This is a genomic window from Amycolatopsis rhabdoformis, assembly GCF_035918295.1.
Classification (GTDB): domain Bacteria; phylum Actinomycetota; class Actinomycetes; order Mycobacteriales; family Pseudonocardiaceae; genus Amycolatopsis; species Amycolatopsis rhabdoformis.
This window is the reverse complement of sequence record NZ_CP142149.1, coordinates 6,160,602-6,177,456: the sequence shown is the minus strand read 5'-3', so window position 1 is coordinate 6,177,456 and position 16,855 is coordinate 6,160,602. Positions and strand designations below refer to the sequence as shown.

13 protein-coding genes are annotated in these 16,855 nt (G+C 70.5%); 9 read left to right on the top strand and 4 right to left on the bottom strand.

What is annotated here, in order from left to right; translation table 11 throughout:
* Nucleotide 1 precedes the first annotated feature (1 nt).
* From lysA to prfA, 7 genes are all read left to right on the top strand, one after another.
* Nucleotides 2-1,432, top strand: coding sequence for a diaminopimelate decarboxylase (gene lysA / locus VSH64_RS28330; RefSeq protein WP_326565767.1), 1,431 nt, complete (start codon nt 2-4; stop codon nt 1,430-1,432).
* Nucleotides 1,433-1,444: 12 nt separating this feature from the next.
* Nucleotides 1,445-2,791 carry a homoserine dehydrogenase gene (locus VSH64_RS28325; protein WP_326838038.1) on the top strand — a complete coding sequence of 449 codons (1,347 nt, stop codon included), beginning with the start codon at nt 1,445-1,447 and terminating at the stop codon, nt 2,789-2,791.
* A gap of 82 nt (nt 2,792-2,873) precedes the next feature.
* A complete protein-coding gene (thrC, locus tag VSH64_RS28320) occupies nt 2,874-3,929 on the top strand; it encodes a threonine synthase (protein WP_326565766.1) in 1,056 nt (351 codons plus the stop codon).
* A complete protein-coding gene (thrB, locus tag VSH64_RS28315; protein ID WP_326565765.1) occupies nt 3,926-4,834 on the top strand; it encodes a homoserine kinase in 909 nt (302 codons plus the stop codon). The genes thrC and thrB overlap by 4 nt, the downstream gene beginning before the upstream one ends.
* 415 nt (nt 4,835-5,249) lie before the next feature.
* The gene (rho, locus tag VSH64_RS28310) at nt 5,250-7,310 is read left to right on the top strand and encodes a transcription termination factor Rho (protein WP_326565764.1); all 2,061 of its coding nucleotides are present in this window, start codon (nt 5,250-5,252) and stop codon (nt 7,308-7,310) included.
* Between the two features lie 243 nt (nt 7,311-7,553).
* The gene (rpmE, locus tag VSH64_RS28305; protein WP_326565763.1) at nt 7,554-7,778 is read left to right on the top strand and encodes a 50S ribosomal protein L31; all 225 of its coding nucleotides are present in this window, start codon (nt 7,554-7,556) and stop codon (nt 7,776-7,778) included.
* A gap of 95 nt (nt 7,779-7,873) precedes the next feature.
* Entirely contained in the window at nt 7,874-8,944 is a 1,071-nt protein-coding gene (gene prfA, locus VSH64_RS28300; RefSeq protein ID WP_326565762.1) for a peptide chain release factor 1, read from the top strand.
* Nucleotides 8,945-8,995: 51 nt separating this feature from the next.
* Here prfA and wsfD read toward each other — a convergent pair whose 3' ends face one another.
* From wsfD to VSH64_RS28280, 4 genes are all read right to left on the bottom strand, one after another.
* Entirely contained in the window at nt 8,996-10,447 is a 1,452-nt protein-coding gene (wsfD, locus tag VSH64_RS28295) for a glycan biosynthesis hexose transferase WsfD (protein WP_326565761.1), read from the bottom strand.
* A 67-nt stretch (nt 10,448-10,514) separates the two neighbouring features.
* Nucleotides 10,515-11,783, bottom strand: a complete 1,269-nt coding sequence (locus tag VSH64_RS28290) for a hypothetical protein (RefSeq protein ID WP_326565760.1) — start codon at nt 11,781-11,783, stop codon at nt 10,515-10,517.
* The gene (locus tag VSH64_RS28285) at nt 11,780-12,217 is read right to left on the bottom strand and encodes a GtrA family protein (protein ID WP_326565759.1); all 438 of its coding nucleotides are present in this window, start codon (nt 12,215-12,217) and stop codon (nt 11,780-11,782) included. The genes VSH64_RS28290 and VSH64_RS28285 overlap by 4 nt, the downstream gene beginning before the upstream one ends.
* On the bottom strand, nt 12,217-13,281 hold the full coding sequence (locus VSH64_RS28280) for a glycosyltransferase family 2 protein (RefSeq protein WP_326565758.1): 1,065 nt from the start codon (nt 13,279-13,281) through the stop codon (nt 12,217-12,219). The genes VSH64_RS28285 and VSH64_RS28280 overlap by 1 nt, the downstream gene beginning before the upstream one ends.
* 259 nt (nt 13,282-13,540) lie before the next feature.
* Here VSH64_RS28280 and prmC point away from each other — a divergent pair, with 259 nt between their 5' ends.
* Entirely contained in the window at nt 13,541-14,407 is an 867-nt protein-coding gene (gene prmC, locus VSH64_RS28275) for a peptide chain release factor N(5)-glutamine methyltransferase (protein ID WP_326565757.1), read from the top strand.
* A gap of 365 nt (nt 14,408-14,772) precedes the next feature.
* Nucleotides 14,773-16,764 (top strand): M6 family metalloprotease domain-containing protein, encoded by a 1,992-nt coding sequence (locus tag VSH64_RS28270; RefSeq protein ID WP_326565756.1) that lies wholly within the window; start codon nt 14,773-14,775, stop codon nt 16,762-16,764.
* The last annotated feature ends 91 nt before the right edge of the window (nt 16,765-16,855 follow it).

Sequence of the window (16,855 nt, the reverse complement as noted above, 5' to 3'; positions counted from 1 at the left end):
AATGGCGCACCCCGCGGGCCCCCGCCACGCCGACGTCTACCCCCATGCCGACGCCTCCGGGTTCCCGCCCGCGAGTGCGGAGGAACTCGACAAGCTGCCCGCGAAAGTGTGGCCGCGCAACACCTATCGCGCCGGTGACGGCATCGTGCGCATCGCCGGCATGGACGTGCGCGACCTCGCCGAGACCTACGGCACGCCGCTGTTCGTGGTCGACGAGGCCGACTTCAAGTCCCGCTGCGCCGACTACGCCGAGGCGTTCGACGACCCGGCGCTGGTGCACTACGCCTCGAAGGCGTTCCTGTCGATCGAGATCGCCCGCTGGGTGGCCGAGCAGGGCCTGAGCCTCGACGTGTGCAGCGGCGGCGAGCTCGCCGTGGCGCAGCGCGCGGACTTCCCCGCCGAGCGGATCACGTTCCACGGCAACAACAAGTCGCTCGCGGAGCTCGAAGCGGCCGTGGAGGCCGGCGTCGGCACCGTGGTCGTGGACTCGTACTACGAGATCGCGCGCCTGGCCGAGGTCGCCGCGCGCCGCGAGGTCGTGCAGGCGGTGCTCGTGCGCGTGACGGTCGGAGTCGAGGCCCACACGCACGAGTTCATCGCGACCGCGCACGAAGACCAGAAGTTCGGTTTCTCGCTGGCTTCCGGCGACGCGGCCGAGGCGGTGCGCCGTGTGCTCAACGCGTCCTCGCTCAAGCTCGTGGGCCTGCACAGCCACATCGGCTCGCAGATCTTCGACGCCGACGGCTTCGAGGTCGCCGCGCGCCGCGTGGTCGGCCTGCTCGCCGACCTCGCGAAGGAACACGGCCGCGAACTGCTCGACCAGCTGAACATCGTGGACCTCGGGGGCGGCTTCGGCATCGCGTACACCGAGAAGGACAACCCGCCGCCGCCCGCGCAGATGATCACGCAGATCCGCGAGATCGTGCGCAAGGAATGCGCGTACGCCGACCTGCCCGTGCCGCGCATCGCGGGCGAGCCGGGCCGCGCGATCGCCGGGCCGGGCACCTTCACGCTCTACGAGGTCGGCACCATCAAGGACGTCGCGCTCGGTGACAACACCACCCGCCGCTACGTGAGCGTCGACGGCGGCATGAGCGACAACATCCGCACGGCGCTCTACGACGCCGTGTACGACTGCCGGGTGGTTTCCCGCTCGGCCGGTGACGGTGAAGAGCCCGTGATCGCCACTCTGTCCCGAGTCGTGGGAAAACACTGTGAATCCGGCGACATCGTCGTCCGAGACTGCTGGCTACCCGACACTCTTGCTCCCGGCGACCTGCTGGCCGTCGCGGCGACCGGTGCCTACTGCTACTCCATGGCGAGTGGGTACAACCGGCAGCCGCGCCCGGCGGTGGTGGCCGTGCGCAACGGCAGCGCCCGCGTGCTGCTGCGGCGGGAGACGACGGACGACATGCTGCGCCTGGAGGTTTGAGAAGTGTCCACAGTGTCTCCATCGGACAAGCGGTCTCCCACGGACAAGCGGTCTCCGGCGGACCGGCCCACCATCAGGGTCGCCCTGCTCGGCTGCGGCACGGTCGGCACCGAGGTCGTGCGGCTGCTCACCGAGCAGGCCGACGAGCTGGCGGCGCGCGCCGGGGCCACGGTGGAGCTCGCGGGCATCGCCGTGCGCCGGCCCGACAAGCACCCGGAGCTGCCGCCGGGCCTGGTGACCGACGACGCGGCCGCCCTCGTGGTGCGCGACGACGTCGACGTGGTCGTGGAGCTGGTCGGCGGCATCGAGCCGGTGCGCGACTGGCTGCTCGCCGCGCTCGCCGCCGGAAAGTCCGTGGTCACGGCCAACAAGGCGCTGCTCGCCGAGCACTCGGCCGACCTGTTCGAGGCCTCCGACGCCGCGGGTGTCGACCTGTACTTCGAGGCCGCCGTGGCCGGGGCCATCCCGCTGCTGCGCCCGCTGCGCGAATCGCTGGCCGGCGACCGCATCACGCGGGTGATGGGCATCGTCAACGGCACCACCAACTACATCCTCTCGGCCATGGACAACACCGGCGCGGGCTACGCCGAGACGCTCGACGAGGCCGGTCGCCTCGGGTACGCCGAGGCCGACCCGACCGCCGACGTCGACGGCTACGACGCCGCGTCGAAGGCCGCGATCCTCGCCTCGCTCGCGTTCCACACGCGGGTGACCGCGAAGGACGTGCACCGCGAGGGCATCGCCGACGTCACGGCGGCCGACCTGGTCGCCGCGCGCGTGCTGGGCCGCACGGTGAAGCTGCTGGCCATCTGCGAGCGCGTGACGGCCGACGACGGCGCCGAGTCCGTGTCGGCGCGCGTGCACCCCGTGATGATCCCGCGCAGCCACCAGCTCGCGGGCGTCGGCGGCGCGTTCAACGCCGTGTACGTGGAGGCCGACGCGGCCGGTGAGCTCATGTTCTACGGCCAGGGTGCCGGCGGTGCCCCCACGGCCAGCGCGGTGCTCGGTGACCTCGTGGCCGTGGCCCGCAACCGCGTGGTCGGCGGCCGCGGTCCGCGCGAGTCCGCGCACGCCGCGCTGCCGGTGCGCCCGATGGGCCAGACGCCCACGCGCTACCACGTGAGCCTCGACGTCGCCGACCGCGCGGGTGTGCTCGCCCAGGTGGCGCAGGCGTTCGCGGGTCACGGGGTGAGCATCGCCGCCGTGCGCCAGCGCGACGCCAACGACACGGCGAGCCTCGTGGTGGTCACCCACCTGGCGCCCGACGCGGCGCTTCAGTCCACTGTGGACGAGATCGCGAAACTCGATGTGGTGCACCAGGTTGTGAGTGTTATGCGTGTGGAAGGTGAAGACGCATGAGCGCAGCTTGCAAGCGGATCATGGATGTTCATGTCGTCGCTTCACCAATGACCAGTGTGCAACTCCGAATGGGAGCGTCGGCATGAATGCCTGGCCGGGGATCATCGAGGCGTATCGCGACCGGGTGGCGGTGCCGGACGGCGCGAAGGTGGTGACGCTCGGCGAGGGCAACACGCCGCTGCTGCCGGCCGCGCACCTGTCGGAGCTCACCGGCTGCGAGGTGTACCTCAAGGTGGAGGGCGCCAACCCCACCGGTTCGTTCAAGGACCGCGGCATGACCGTGGCCATCACCCACGCGCTCGCCAGCGGGCTCAAGGCCGTGATCTGCGCGTCGACGGGCAACACGTCGGCCTCCGCCGCCGCGTATGCCGCGCGCGCCGGGCTCACCTGCGCGGTGCTCGTGCCGCAGGGCAAGATCGCGATGGGCAAACTCGCGCAGGCCGTGCTCCACGGCGCGCGGATCCTGCAGGTCGACGGCAACTTCGACGACTGCCTCGAACTCGCGCGCAAGACCGCGGCCGACTACCCGGTGACGCTGGTCAACTCCGTGAACCCGGTGCGCATCGCGGGCCAGAAGACCGCCGCGTTCGAGGTGTGCGACGCGCTCGGCCAGGCGCCCGACATCCACTGCCTGCCGGTGGGCAACGCGGGCAACATCACCGCCTACTGGGCCGGGTATTCGGAGTACGCGGCCGACGGTGTGGTGAAAAACACCCCGCGCATGTTCGGCTTCCAGGCGGCCGGTGCCGCGCCGCTCGTGCTGGGCGAGCCGGTGGCCGACCCCGACACGATCGCCACCGCGATCCGCATCGGCAGCCCGGCTTCGTGGGGCAGCGCGGTGAAGGCGCGGGACGAGTCCGACGGCCTGTTCGAGGCCATCACCGACGAGAAGATCCTCGAGGCCTACCGGCTGCTGGCCGGGCGTGAGGGCGTGTTCGTGGAGCCCGCGTCGGCCACGAGCGTCGCCGGCCTGCTCGCCACCGCCGCCGACGGCCGCCTGCCGAAGGGCGCCACGGTGGTGTGCACGGTCACCGGCCACGGCCTCAAGGACCCCGCGACCGCGCTCGAGGGCAACGTCGAGGTCGAACCGCTGGCCGTGGACCCCACCGCGGTCGCCGCCGCGCTGGACCTGCGATGACGGGCTCCCCGGGCCTGCCGGTCGGCGCGTCGTTCCGGGCCACGGTGCCCGGTTCGACCGCCAACCTCGGCCCGGGTTTCGACGCGCTGGGCATGGCGCTGGCGCGCCACGACGTCGTCGAGCTGCAAGTGATCGAGGACGGGCTCAAGGTCGAGGTGGTCGACGCCGGTGCCGGGGGCGTCGCCGACGTGCCCACCGACGAAACGCACCTCGTGGTGCGGGCGATCCGCCGCGCGTGCGCGCACTTGGACGTGCGCCCGCCGGGGCTGCACCTGCGGTGCTTCAACAACATCCCGCACGCGCGCGGCCTCGGTTCCTCGGCCGCCGCCGTGGTGTCCGGGGTGGCGCTGGGTTACGCGCTCGCGGGCGTCGAGCTCGACGACGAGGCGCTGCAGCTCGCGGCCGAGTTCGAGGGCCACGCGGACAACGCGGCCGCCAGCCTGCTCGGCGGACTCGTGGTGGCGTGGTGTGAAAACGGCCGGTTCCACGCCGAACGCGTGGAGCCGAGCACCGAGATCCGGCCTGTGGTCGCGATTCCGGCCGTGAAGTCGTCCACCGACGCCACGCGCGGCCTGCTGCCGCAGCACGTTCCGCACGCCGACGCGGCGCACAGCGCGGGCCGCGCGGCCCTTTCCGTGCTCGCGATCACGTCGCGGCCCGAATTGCTGCTCGCCGCCACGGAAGACCGCCTGCACCAGGAGTACCGGGCCGGCGCGTACCCCGCGAGCTCCGAGCTGGTGCGCACGCTCCGTGCTCGAGGCGTCGCCGCCACCATCTCCGGTGCAGGTCCCACGGTTCTCGCGCTCACCACCACGGGAATATTGCCGCCTGAGGTGGGCGTTGAAGGATTCGACGTCGCCGAGCTGGGCGTGGACCTGACGGGTGTTCAGGTTGCGGCTCAGTAAAGCCCCGGTCACGTGGCGGGCGGAACGTGCGCCACGCGGGGGGTGGTTGTTGCACCGGCCCACAGGGCGGTCTACCCTCGGGGGCGTTCGATCACCGTGCGTTTCCGCACCCGATGCCGGTCCTTTCGCTCCCTGTGAGCCTCCGGTCCGCATCCTTCGTCGATCCGCCAGTCCGCACCGCAAAAGCTGCGGGAAGCGGAAGGACGCAGGCGGGTTTCCGGTTTCGGCGGTGCCGAATTCCGTTTCCTCCGTTTGGGGGAGGCAAACACCCCTGTGCTGGCGAGGCTCTCGCTGTGTTCCGCACGGCTAGGCGCGACTCGCCCGCATCGGAAGCAAATGCCGTTTCGCGATCAGACGCGATCGGCGGCAGTCCGCTGATCCACCTGGAGGCGTGGATCGGTCAGGAAGGACATGTGTGAGCAACACCGATCTGTTGAGCGGCGACGTGGAGACCCCCGCCGCGGCCGCTGAGACGAATGGGGCCGCGGCCGCTCCGAAGCGCCGCACCGGGGGCCTGTCGGGGATGGTCATCGCCGAGCTCCGCCAGCTGGCGGGCGAACTGGGTGTGGGCGAGACCACGGGGATGCGCAAGGGTGACCTGATCGCCGCGATCCGCGAGCGGCAGGGCAAGACCAAGAAGCGCACCGCCACGGCGGACACGCTCCCGCTCGACGTCGGCGACGCTCCGGCTCCGAAGGCTGCCAAGGCCGCGAAGACCGAAGAGCCGGCCCGGGCCGAGAAGAAGCGCGAAGCGAGCCCGGCCGCCGAAGCGGCGCCGGCTCCCCAGGCCGAGACCAACGGTTCGGCTCCCGCCGAGGCGCCGGCCGAGAAGCCCGCGCAGCAGGAGCGCCAGGACCGTGACGGCGGCCAGCAGAACGGCGACGGGCAGCAGGAGGAAGGCGGCCGCAGCCGTCGCCGCCGCGGCTCCAACCGCGCCGCGGGCGCGCCCGATGGCCAGCGTGAGCAGCGCGACGGCGGTCAGCGTGACGGTGGCCAGCGCGAGCAGCGCGACGGCGGCCAGCGTGGCGACCGTGAGCAGCGCGGTGACCGGGCCGAGCGCGGTGACCGGGCCGAGCGCCAGGGCGGCCGGGACAACAACCGCGACAACCGCGGCGGTTCCGACAACCGCGACGGTCGCGACGGCCGGGACAACCGCCAGCGCAACAACCAGCAGGACGGCGGCAACCGCGGCCAGCAGGACAACCGTTCGCAGGGCCCGGACGACGACGAAGAGGGCGGCCGGCGCGGCCGGCGCTTCCGCGACCGTCGCCGCCGGGGCACCGGGGGCGGCCAGCGCGAAGGCGGTTCGCCGGACACCGAGATCCGCGAGGACGACGTCCTGTTGCCGGTCGCCGGCATCCTGGACGTGCTCGACAACTACGCGTTCGTGCGCACCTCGGGTTACCTCGCGGGGCCGAACGACGTGTACGTGTCGCTCTCGCTGGTGCGCAAGTACGGCCTGCGCCGCGGTGACGCCATCACCGGGGTCGTGCGCCAGCCGCGCGACGGCGAGCAGCAGCGGCAGAAGTTCAACCCGCTGGTGCGCGTCGACTCGATCAACGGCCTGGAGCCGGACGAGGCCAAGCGCCGCCCCGACTTCACCAAGCTGACGCCGCTGTACCCGAACGAGCGCCTGCGCCTCGAGACCGAGTCGCACAAGCTCACCACCCGCGTGATCGACCTGATCATGCCGGTCGGCAAGGGGCAGCGCGCCCTGATCGTGTCGCCGCCGAAGGCCGGTAAGACCACGATCATGCAGGACATCGCCAACGCGATCACCACGAACAACCCCGAGGCCCACCTCATGGTCGTGCTCGTGGACGAGCGGCCGGAAGAGGTCACGGACATGCAGCGGTCCGTGAAGGGCGAGGTCATCGCCTCGACCTTCGACCGCCCGCCGGCCGACCACACCTCGGTCGCGGAGCTCTCGATCGAGCGCGCCAAGCGCCTGGTCGAGATGGGCCACGACGTGGTGGTGCTGCTCGACTCGATCACTCGCCTCGGCCGCGCGTACAACCTGGCCGCGCCGGCGTCGGGCCGCATCCTCTCGGGTGGTGTCGACTCGACCGCGCTGTACCCGCCCAAGCGTTTCCTGGGTGCCGCGCGCAACATCGAGAACGGCGGCTCGCTCACCATCTTCGCCACGGCGATGGTGGAGACGGGTTCCACGATGGACACGGTGATCTTCGAGGAGTTCAAGGGCACCGGCAACGCGGAGCTCAAGCTCGACCGCAAGATCTCCGAGCGCCGCGTGTTCCCGGCGGTCGACGTCAACCCGTCCGGCACCCGCAAGGAAGAGCTGCTGCTCTCGCCGGACGAGCTCGCGGTCACGCACAAGCTGCACCGCGTGCTCCACGCGCTGGACTCGCAGCAGGCCATCGACCTGCTGATCTCGCGCCTGCGCAAGACGAAGACCAACATCGAGTTCCTGATGCAGGTCTCGAAGACGGCGCTCGGCGCCAACGACGAGGACTGACCCACCGGGTCCTGACCACGTTCGGTGAAGGGCGCTTCGGGGGAATCACATTCCCGCGAAGCGCCCTTCACGGCTTTCCGGCGAGGGCCCACCGGGACGTTTCCGAGGCCCTCGGCACCATGGAATACCAGGCCAGCGGGGTCTGTTGAAGCCACTGTCAGCCCGTCTGGCAGAATGACCCGCTGAAGTCCGGCACCGGTTCACCCCGATCCTGGGGACCCGGGGCCAACGAGAGAGGACACCATGAAGAGCGGTATTCACCCTGAGTACGTGACCACCCAGGTCAGCTGTAACTGTGGGAACACGTTCACCACGCACAGCACCAAGAGCTCGGGCGAGATCCACGTCGAGGTCTGCTCGAACTGCCACCCGTTCTACACCGGCAAGCAGAAGATCATGGACACCGGTGGCCGGGTCGCGCGCTTCGAGAAGCGCTACGGCAAGCGGCAGAAGAACGACGCCAAGTAGCTTCGCCCACGGCGCCCACTCGCACGCGCGAGTGGGCGCCGTTTGCTGTCTGTCGGGAAAGTTCTGTCGTTCGAGGCCGGGAAGAAGGCACGGAAGTGGATTCGACTTCGCTCAAGGGGTTGCTCGCCGAGCACGCCCAGCTGGAAGAGCAGCTGGCGGACCCGGCCGTGCACGCCGACCAGGCCAAGGCCCGCAAGCTGGGCCGCCGCTACGCGGAGCTGAGCCCGGTCGTGCGCGCGGTGCGCGAGCTCGACCAGACGCGCGACGACCTCTCGGCGGCCAAGGAGCTGGCCGCGGAGGACGCGGCGTTCGCCGAAGAGGCCGAAGAGCTGGCGGCGAAGATCCCCGACCTCGAGTCGAAGCTCACCGAGCTGCTACTGCCGCGCGACCCGTACGACGGGTCCGACGTGGTGATGGAGGTCAAGTCCGGTGAGGGCGGCGAGGAGTCCGCGCTGTTCGCGGGCGACCTGCTGCGCATGTACCTGCGCTACGCCGAGCGCCACGGCTGGAAGGCCGAGGTGCTCGACTCCACCGACTCCGACCTCGGCGGCTTCAAGGACGTCACGCTGTCGATCAAGAGCAAGGCGGCCGGCGTCGACGGCGTGTGGTCGCGGCTGAAGTTCGAAGGCGGCGTGCACCGCGTGCAGCGCGTGCCGGCGACCGAGTCGCAGGGCCGCATCCACACCTCGGCCGCGGGCGTGCTGATCTACCCCGAGCCCGAAGAGGTCGAGGTCGAGATCGACCCGAACGATCTGCGCATCGACGTGTTCCGCTCGTCGGGCCCCGGCGGCCAGAGCGTGAACACCACCGACTCGGCCGTGCGCATCACGCACCTGCCGACCGGCATCGTCGTGTCGTGCCAGAACGAGAAGTCGCAGATCCAGAACCGCGCCCGCGCCATGCTCGTGCTGCAGGCGCGTCTGCAGGCCATCGCCGAGGAAGAGGCCGCCGCGAAGGCGTCGGACGCCCGGCGTTCGCAGGTCCGCACCGTGGACCGGTCCGAGCGCGTGCGCACGTACAACTTCCCGGAGAACCGCATCTCCGACCACCGTGTGAACTACAAGGCCTACAACCTCGACCAGGTGCTCGACGGCGACCTCGACGGGGTGCTCGACGCCCTGGCCACGGCCGACCGCGAAGAGCGGCTGGCCGCGCAGTCGGGCTGAGCCGGCTCGGCCGCCTGAGACGCCTCTGCCGTCTCAGCCACCCCTCCCGCCTCAACCGCCTCGGACGGCGGCCGCGACCTCCTCGGTCAGCGGTTCGCCGTCCTCGTGTTCTCCCTGCTGCTTCGGCGACTCTTCGGCGCGCGGCAGCAGGCTGAGGATCGCGAACGCGAGCGCCAGAACGGTCGGGAACAGCGTGAGCAGCTGGTGCTTCACCCCTTCCACGCCTTCGCCGAGCGCGGAGAGCCCGAGCTGCCCGACGGCGAAGAACGTCAGCATCAGCACCACCAGGGCGTACTCGCGCCGCCCTCGCCGGAAGGCGCGTACGGCCGCCCAGATCAGCAACAGCCACAGGGGAACCAGCACGAACAGTCCCGCGGGCGCGGCCAGTGCGGCGAGCCCGGAGAACACCGGTACGCGGTACTCCTTCGACAGCCAAGCCCGGCCCGAGCGCTCACCGAAGCTGCCGAGGTTGTCGGGGCGCGCGGTGAGCGTGTTCACCCCGCCCTGCTGGAGGATCTGCGCGACGCGCACGGGGTGTGACTCGTAGTACGCCAGCACGTTGCGGCGGCTGATCTCTTCGCGGTAGCGCGGGTACAGTGGGTCGGTCCTGGCCGAGCCCGGGGTCCACCAGCCGGTGCCGATGTACCGCGCGAACGACTGCGGAAGCCCGAGCGCGGCCAGGTCGGCGTTCGTGTCGTGCTTGCCGTCCACAATGGAGTCGAAGATCGCGTTGTACACGTTGGCCTCGCGGTACTCCGCGTTGGCCGGGTCACCGTGCGATTGCACCGCGAAGGTCCCGCCGCCCACGAGCACGAGCACTGTGAGCGGCAGCGCCCAGCGGGCCTTGCCGCGCTCGCCCTGGCGCTTCACCAGCAGTACCGCGAGCACGAAAACGGGGATGAGCAAGAGCGTCTGCGACTTCGCGTTGATGCCGATCAGGCCACCGACGACGGCGAGGACGGCGCCGGCGTAGCGCCGGGCTCCGTCGCGGTGCATCAGCAGGAGGCCGCCGGCGATCAGCAGCAGGCCCAAGAAAGCCGCGCCCTCGCTGAGCGTGGAGGCGAAGTAGCCGAAGAACGCGGAATCGCCCATCACGAGAAGCAGCAGGACCGTCGCGACGATCTTGCCGCGGCGCTTGAGATCGAGGCCGGTGACCGCGGCGGTGATGGCCACCGCGACGAGCACGCAGGTACCGACGCCGAGGATCAGCAGGTTCAGGACGGCGCTCGAGCCGAAGAGGTGACCGGTTTTGCTCGCGAGCCAGTCGAGCCAGGTCTGGCTCGAGACGTAGTCGCTCGTGCAGGGGACCCCGGTGCCGTAGTCGAACCGGACGACACCCTCCGACGGGCGGTCGAGCTCCTTGCCGCCGAGTTTGCAGAGCAGTCGCCAGCCGTCGCCGTTGTCGGCCATGCCGACGGGTCCGGGGACGAGGAAGCGGACCAGGAGCAGGGTGAGGGAACCGCCGAAGATCGCGAGACCGAAGCGGAAGTCTTGGGTTCGCACCCGGCCGAGTGTAGGTAGCGCGGTGCCGGGCCGCAGTGTGTGCGCAGCCCGGTCACCGTCGGCGGGCTCAGCCGGCCCAGTACCCCGACACGAACCGCAGGAAGATCAGCGCACCGATCGTCGAGTTCGCGTACAGCACCCCGTAGACCACGCCCCGCAGCTTCGGCCGGCGCTCGGCGAACAGCACCAGCGCCACGTACATCACCAGGCACGGCAACAGGTAGCGGTGCACCGACACCACGTTGTTGTTGATCGTGAGCATCACGATCGACGCGATGCCGAACAGCGCGAGCGGGATTCCCTTGGCGCGCAAGGCGACGAAGATGTACACAGAGGACACGAGCAGCAGCGCGAGCCCGATGGTGGGCAGCACGTGGCTCATCAGCGTCCAGCCGTCCATCGGGGTGTCGCCGAGGAGCGCGTGGGCCGTCACCTTCGCTTCGGTCCAGCCGGTGGCGAAGATGTTCGGGTTGAACTTGTGGTAGGACCAGGTGGCCACGCCCTTGAGCGCGTTGAAGCTCGCCATGGCGCTGCCGGTCTGGATCTTCATGTACAGCATGTGCGCGCCGAGGCCGAGGAACGCGGCGGGGAACCACAACAGCCGCCAGTTGAGCAGGCCGCGCAGCTTCCAGTCCTTCGAGCGCCAGAACTCCAGGAAACACAGGCCCACGAACACGGCCGCGGTGATGCGTGACGCCGTGAGCGGGATCAGGCACAGGCCCATCCACAGCCACTGGCGCCGCAGCGCGAACAGGTAGGCCCAGAAGCCCAGCGCGCAGAAGACCGCTTCGCTGTAGAACGAGTGCAGGAAGAACGCCGTGGGCGCGGTGAGGAACGCGGCGACCACCAGCCACTGGGCGCGGGCGTTGGTGAAGTAGAAGCGGGCGATCTTGAGCAGCGCGGTGGTGGCGAGCCACGTCGCGACCACGTTCACGAGGAAGCCCGCGAGGAGCAGTCCGATCAGGTGGAAGCTGATCGTCTGCACGAACCACACGCAGATCGGGAACACCGGGTAGAACGCGCGCAGCGGCACGTAGCTGCTGGTGTAGGCGTGCTGTGCGATGTCGCCGTAGTTGCCGGCGTCCCAGCGGTAGGTGTGCGAAAGCAGGCTCCAGGTCGAGCCGATGCCCGTGCCCGGCTTCGGCACGCCTTCGCTCACCGGCGACGACGGGCCGAACAGCCACGCCACCGCGATCAGCACCACGTTCCACGCGAGCACCACGGCCAGCACCCGGGCGAAGTCGCCGGTGAGCCAGCGCGGCACGCGCGAAGCGGCGACCGGCCCGGTCGGTTCTTCCTCGGAGGTGAACTCCTCGGTGGTCACCGTGGCGGTCATGCCGTGCCTCCCGGCTGTTCGGTGGCGGCAGCCGGGACCGGGGTCCGCTGCCGGAAGACGACCTTCTGGTAGAGCACGTAGTTCCACACCAGGCCCACGGCGATGCCGGCGAACTTCGGCACGAGCACCGTGACGTGGGGCAGCAGCGACCCGACCGCGAAGATCACCGCGGCCTGCACCACCCACAGCCCGAACGCGGTGATGGCGAAGAACAGCAGCACCTGCTTGCGGACGTCACCGTCCTTGGCCCGGAAGGTGAAGTTGCGGTTGAGCACGAAGCTCAGCAGCATGCCCGCGGTCGTGGAGCACAGGTTCGCCACGAACAACGGCAGCCCGACGCTGGAGTACAGCAGTGCGAACCCCACCGCGTCGACGAGCGTGTTGGCGACGCCGACCACACCGAAGCGGATCTGCTGGGCGGTCAGGAACTTCATCAGGCCCTGCTCTCGGCCTGCACCGCGTCGCGGGGGTCGACTGTGTCCATCGTGTCCACCGTGTCTGCGGCGGCGCCCGAGGCGACGCGCGCGTCGGAAGCGAGACCCGTGCGCACCGAGGCGACGCCGTAGAGCGGCCGGTTCTGCACCTGCGAGTACGTACGGCCGATGTAGCTGCCGAGCACGCCGAGCATGATGATCTGGATGCCGCCGAGGAAGAACATCGCGATCGTGATGAACGCCCAGCCGGGCACCGCGGTGGCCGGCGCGAACAGCTTCACGCCGATCACGTACAACACGCCGACGAAGCTGAGCGCGGAGATCAGGTAGCCGAGCCGGCTGATCATGCGCAGCGGCGTCACGGAGAAGCCGAGGATGCCGTCGGCGGCGAAGCGCAGCATCTTGCGCAGCGGGTAGCCGGTGACACCCGCGTGGCGCTTGTCGCGGTCGAACAGCACGGCGGTCTGCCGGAACCCGATGTAGGAGACCAGGCCGCGCAGGAAGCGGTCGCGCTCACGGTACTTGCGCAGCTCGTCCACGACCTTGCGGTCGATGAGCCGGAAGTCGCCGGTGTTCTTGGGGATGTCGACGGCCGCCATCTTGCGCAGGAACCAGTAGAACGCGCCGGCGGTGAACTTCTTGAACGCGCTGTCCTGGCGCGAGCGGCGCTGCGCGTAGACGACGTCGTAGCCCTCTTCCCACCGCTCGATCAGCTCGAGCGCGACGCGCGGCGGGTCCTGCAGGTCGCTGTCCATGATGACCGTCGCGTCGGCGTCGACCAGGTCGAGGCCCGCGGTCACGGCCATCTGGTGGCCGAAGTTGCGCGAGAGCTCGATCACGGTCACGCGCTCGTCGCGCCTGGACAGCTCTGTGAGCTTCTCCAGCGACGTGTCCCGGCTGCCGTCGTCGATGTAGAGGAAGCTGAAGTCGTACCGGTCGGCCAGCGGCGCGGTGACCTCGGCGACGGTGCGGTGCAGCAGGTCGATGTTCCCCTCTTCGTTGTAGATGGGGAACACGAACGCGATCCGACGCCGTGGGGGCAGCGTGAGGGGACTCGTCGGCACTGGGACTCCGGCTGTTCGGCGAAGCGGGCGAACGGCCTTGATCCGCGGCCCGGGGAACATCGGCATCTTAGGAGATCACCGGCAACGGGTTTCCGGCACCCGCGCGGTCCGGTCCTGGTCACAGGCTTCCGCCGGCCGTCCCGGCCCACCGCCGCCGTGGACCCCGGTGATCGGCCCGTTCGGTTCGGCCCGGCGCGGCCCGGCCCGGTCGCGGTGTCGATACCCTGGACACCAGGCTCGACAACGTGAAGGACGACTTGTGAATCGGCAGCCGCTGCGCCTGGCCATCATGGAGGCCACCCGGATCCTCACCGAGGCGGGCGTGGAGTCGCCGCGCACGGACGCGGATCTGATCGCCGCGCACGTGCTCGGTGTCGACCGGGGACGGCTGCCGATGGTGCCGCTGGTCGACCCGCCGGTGATCGAGGCGATCGGCCAGCTCGTGGCCCAGCGCGCGAAGCGCATCCCGCTGCAGTACCTCACGGGGTGGGCGGCGCTGGGCAACATCACCGTGAACGTGGGCCCCGGCGTGTTCGTGCCGCGGCCGGAGACCGAGCTGCTGCTCGACTGGGGCCTGAAGTTCCTCCACGGGCGCGAGTTCCCCGTGGTGGTCGACCTGTGCACCGGCTCGGCCGCGCTCGCGCTGGCGCTGGCCCACGAGCGCCCGGACGCGGTGGTCTACGCCGTGGACGTGGACCCGCAGGCCCTGGCCTGGGCCCGGCACAACGCCGACGTGCACTCCGACGCCGGCGACACCCCCGTGCGCCTCTACTCGGGCGACATCGCCGACCCGACGATGTTCGCCGAGCTCGACGGCCTCGTCGACCTGGTGCTCTGCAACCCGCCCTACGTCCCCGACGGCACCCCGGTGCCCCCGGAAGTCGCCGAGCACGACCCCGCGCGCGCCGTGTTCGCCGCGGAGAGCGGCCTGGCGGTGATCCGCCACGCCATCGCGGCCGGCGCCCGCCTGCTGCGCCCCGGCGGCGGCCTGGCCATCGAACACGACGACACCCACGGCTCCGCGGTGCCGGCCCTGGTGCGGGCCCGCCGCGTGCTCACCGCGGTGGAGGACCACCCGGACTTCACCGGCCGGGCCCGGTACGTCACGGCCCGTCGCCTGGGCTGAGGCCGGGTTCTCGAATCTCCGCAGCCCGACAGCTCGGCAGATTCTCGATTTGCGCGGCTCTCAACGGCCGAGCCGGCGACTTGCCGCACGTGACAGTGGCCGTGATTGAAGCCCTTGTGGCCAGTTGCTCGATCCGGTGAGCGCTTTGGGCTGAGGCCGCACGTCGGAGGCCGAATCCGCGTGCCCGGCTCGTCCCGAAGTCGGCGTCCTCGGGCTGCTTCACCCCGTTACCGCCCCGCTGTCCGACTTTCGTCGTGAGGCAATGGGGCGGATTTCGTTCGCAACCCTAACGATTCGCGGTCGACTGAATACCGTCGATCACCGGGCCGCCCGCCCCGGGGTGGCCCGAGTGAAGGGGAGTGTGGATGAGACCCTCCTGGATCCCGGCTCGGCGCGTCTCCAAAGTGGCCGCGGTGGTGGCGGCCGTCGCGTTGCTGCCCGCGCTGACGGCCGGCACGGCGAGCGCCGACACGTTCACGCGCGGCTGGCCCGCGCCGCTCGATTCGGCGCGCTGGGCCGACCAAGCGAGCATGACGTGGAACGACTACCGGAACGTGCCCGGCACGAGCTGGGCCGACCCGGCGCTGAAGCCGACGCAGCGCACGTTCAAGGGCGCCGTGGTGCTGGCGGACTACCCGAACGAAGACTTCGTCGTCACGCAGCCGCCGCACTCGACCGTGTTCGGCAACCCTGCGCCGGCGGCGAGCAATCTCAAACGCGAGGACGTGGCGAAGTACTACCAGGACTTCCTCAACAAGCCCGAAGCGCTCAACCACGGCCACACCATCAACGAGTACTGGATGGAGGACTCGGGCGGCCGCTTCGGCGTGGACCTCACCGCGTTCGGGCCCTACCGCATGCCCGGCAAGTCCTACGAGTACGGCATGGAGTTCCAGGACGGCGCCTGCCCCGCCGGCGACACCTGCGACCGCGACCTGCGCACCGACGCGCGCGCCGCGTGGAAGGCCGACGTCGGCGCGCTGGCCGACCAGTTCGACTTCGTCTTCTTCCTCTCCGCGGGCCAGGACGAGAGCTCGACCTGGCAGGAGTTCGGCGAGATGAAGTTCGGCAGCCAGGACGCGGTGCCGGACGAGTTCGGCCCACCGGACCCGGCCCTGCCGAACTCCGCCGACACGCGGTACGTGCCGTGGACGTCGTGGGCCTCGGCCTCCACGATCTGGCCCAACGCCCAGAACGGCTCGTCGACCCAGGCCGAGAGCTCCGGGCAGGGCACCTACGCCCACGAGTTCAGCCACATCCTCGGCATCGGCGACAACTACAACAACCCGTTCGGCGTGCCTCCGCAGCGCGCGTACACCGGGCCGTGGGAAATGCTTTCGCGCGGCAGCTTCAACGGCCCCGGCGGCCCGCACACGCGCTGGCAGATCCCGGCCACCGAGGGCGGCTCCATGGGCGCGCACCACATGCTCCGCAACAAGCTCAAGCTCGGCATCGTCGACCCGGCCGACGTGCTGCAGCTCGACCGCGACCAGCTCGCGAAGACCGGCCCGGTGACCGCGCGGGTCACCGCGCGTGAGGCCGCTGCGCAACCGGGGGCGTACACGGGCCTGAACATCGCGTTGACCGGCGGGGACAAGTCGCCGAAGTGCGACCGCGCCACCCAGCCGCTGTGCGACGGCGGCGGTTACGACAACTACACCCTCGAGGTCGTCGACCGGATGGGCTCGGACTCGTTCGCGCCCGACTCCGGCGTGCTGCTGGCCAAGACGAAGAACAAGGACGCGGCGCCGTTCGAGTGGGTGGTGGACGCGAACCCGCAGGACATCGGCCTCACCGACTACGTGAAACCGGACGGCACGCCGGTGAAGATCACCGTCGGCGACTATCGGCAGCTCAACGACGCCGCGTTCAAGGCCGGCACGGGCTCTTCGGGCGCGTACGAGTACACCGACGAGGCCAACCGGCTGCACTTCCTCGTCACCGACCTCGCGCGCGACCGCAAGGGTGTGCTGTCGTACACGGTCACCGTCGCCTCGCTCGACGGCTCGGGCCCGCAGGCCCGCGGCGCCCACCTGTGGCCCGCGCTGCCGGCGCTCACCCAGGGCGGCCTGGCCACGTGCGACTTCCGGCTGCAGAACACCGGCTCCGCGCGCGGGGCGAAGGCGCCGTATGACACGGACACCTACCGCCTGAGCGCCACCACGGACGCGAAGGGCTGGGAGGTGCGGCTGCCCAACGAGCTGGCGACGGCGAAGTTCGGGCAGACCGCCCAGATCGCCGCGTACGCGAAACGGGCACCGGGCGCGCCGTACACGGCGCGGGTGAAGCTCACGGCCACGTCGGTGAGCGATCCGGCGAAGACGAGCACCACCACCTGCACGGCCATCGGGTTCTGACCCCGGCTGGTCGGAACGTCCCCGATGCGGCGTTCGGCGCGCTGACCGCACCGAACGCCGCCTCGGGGCAACCAGCGCCACGGTGGGGCGC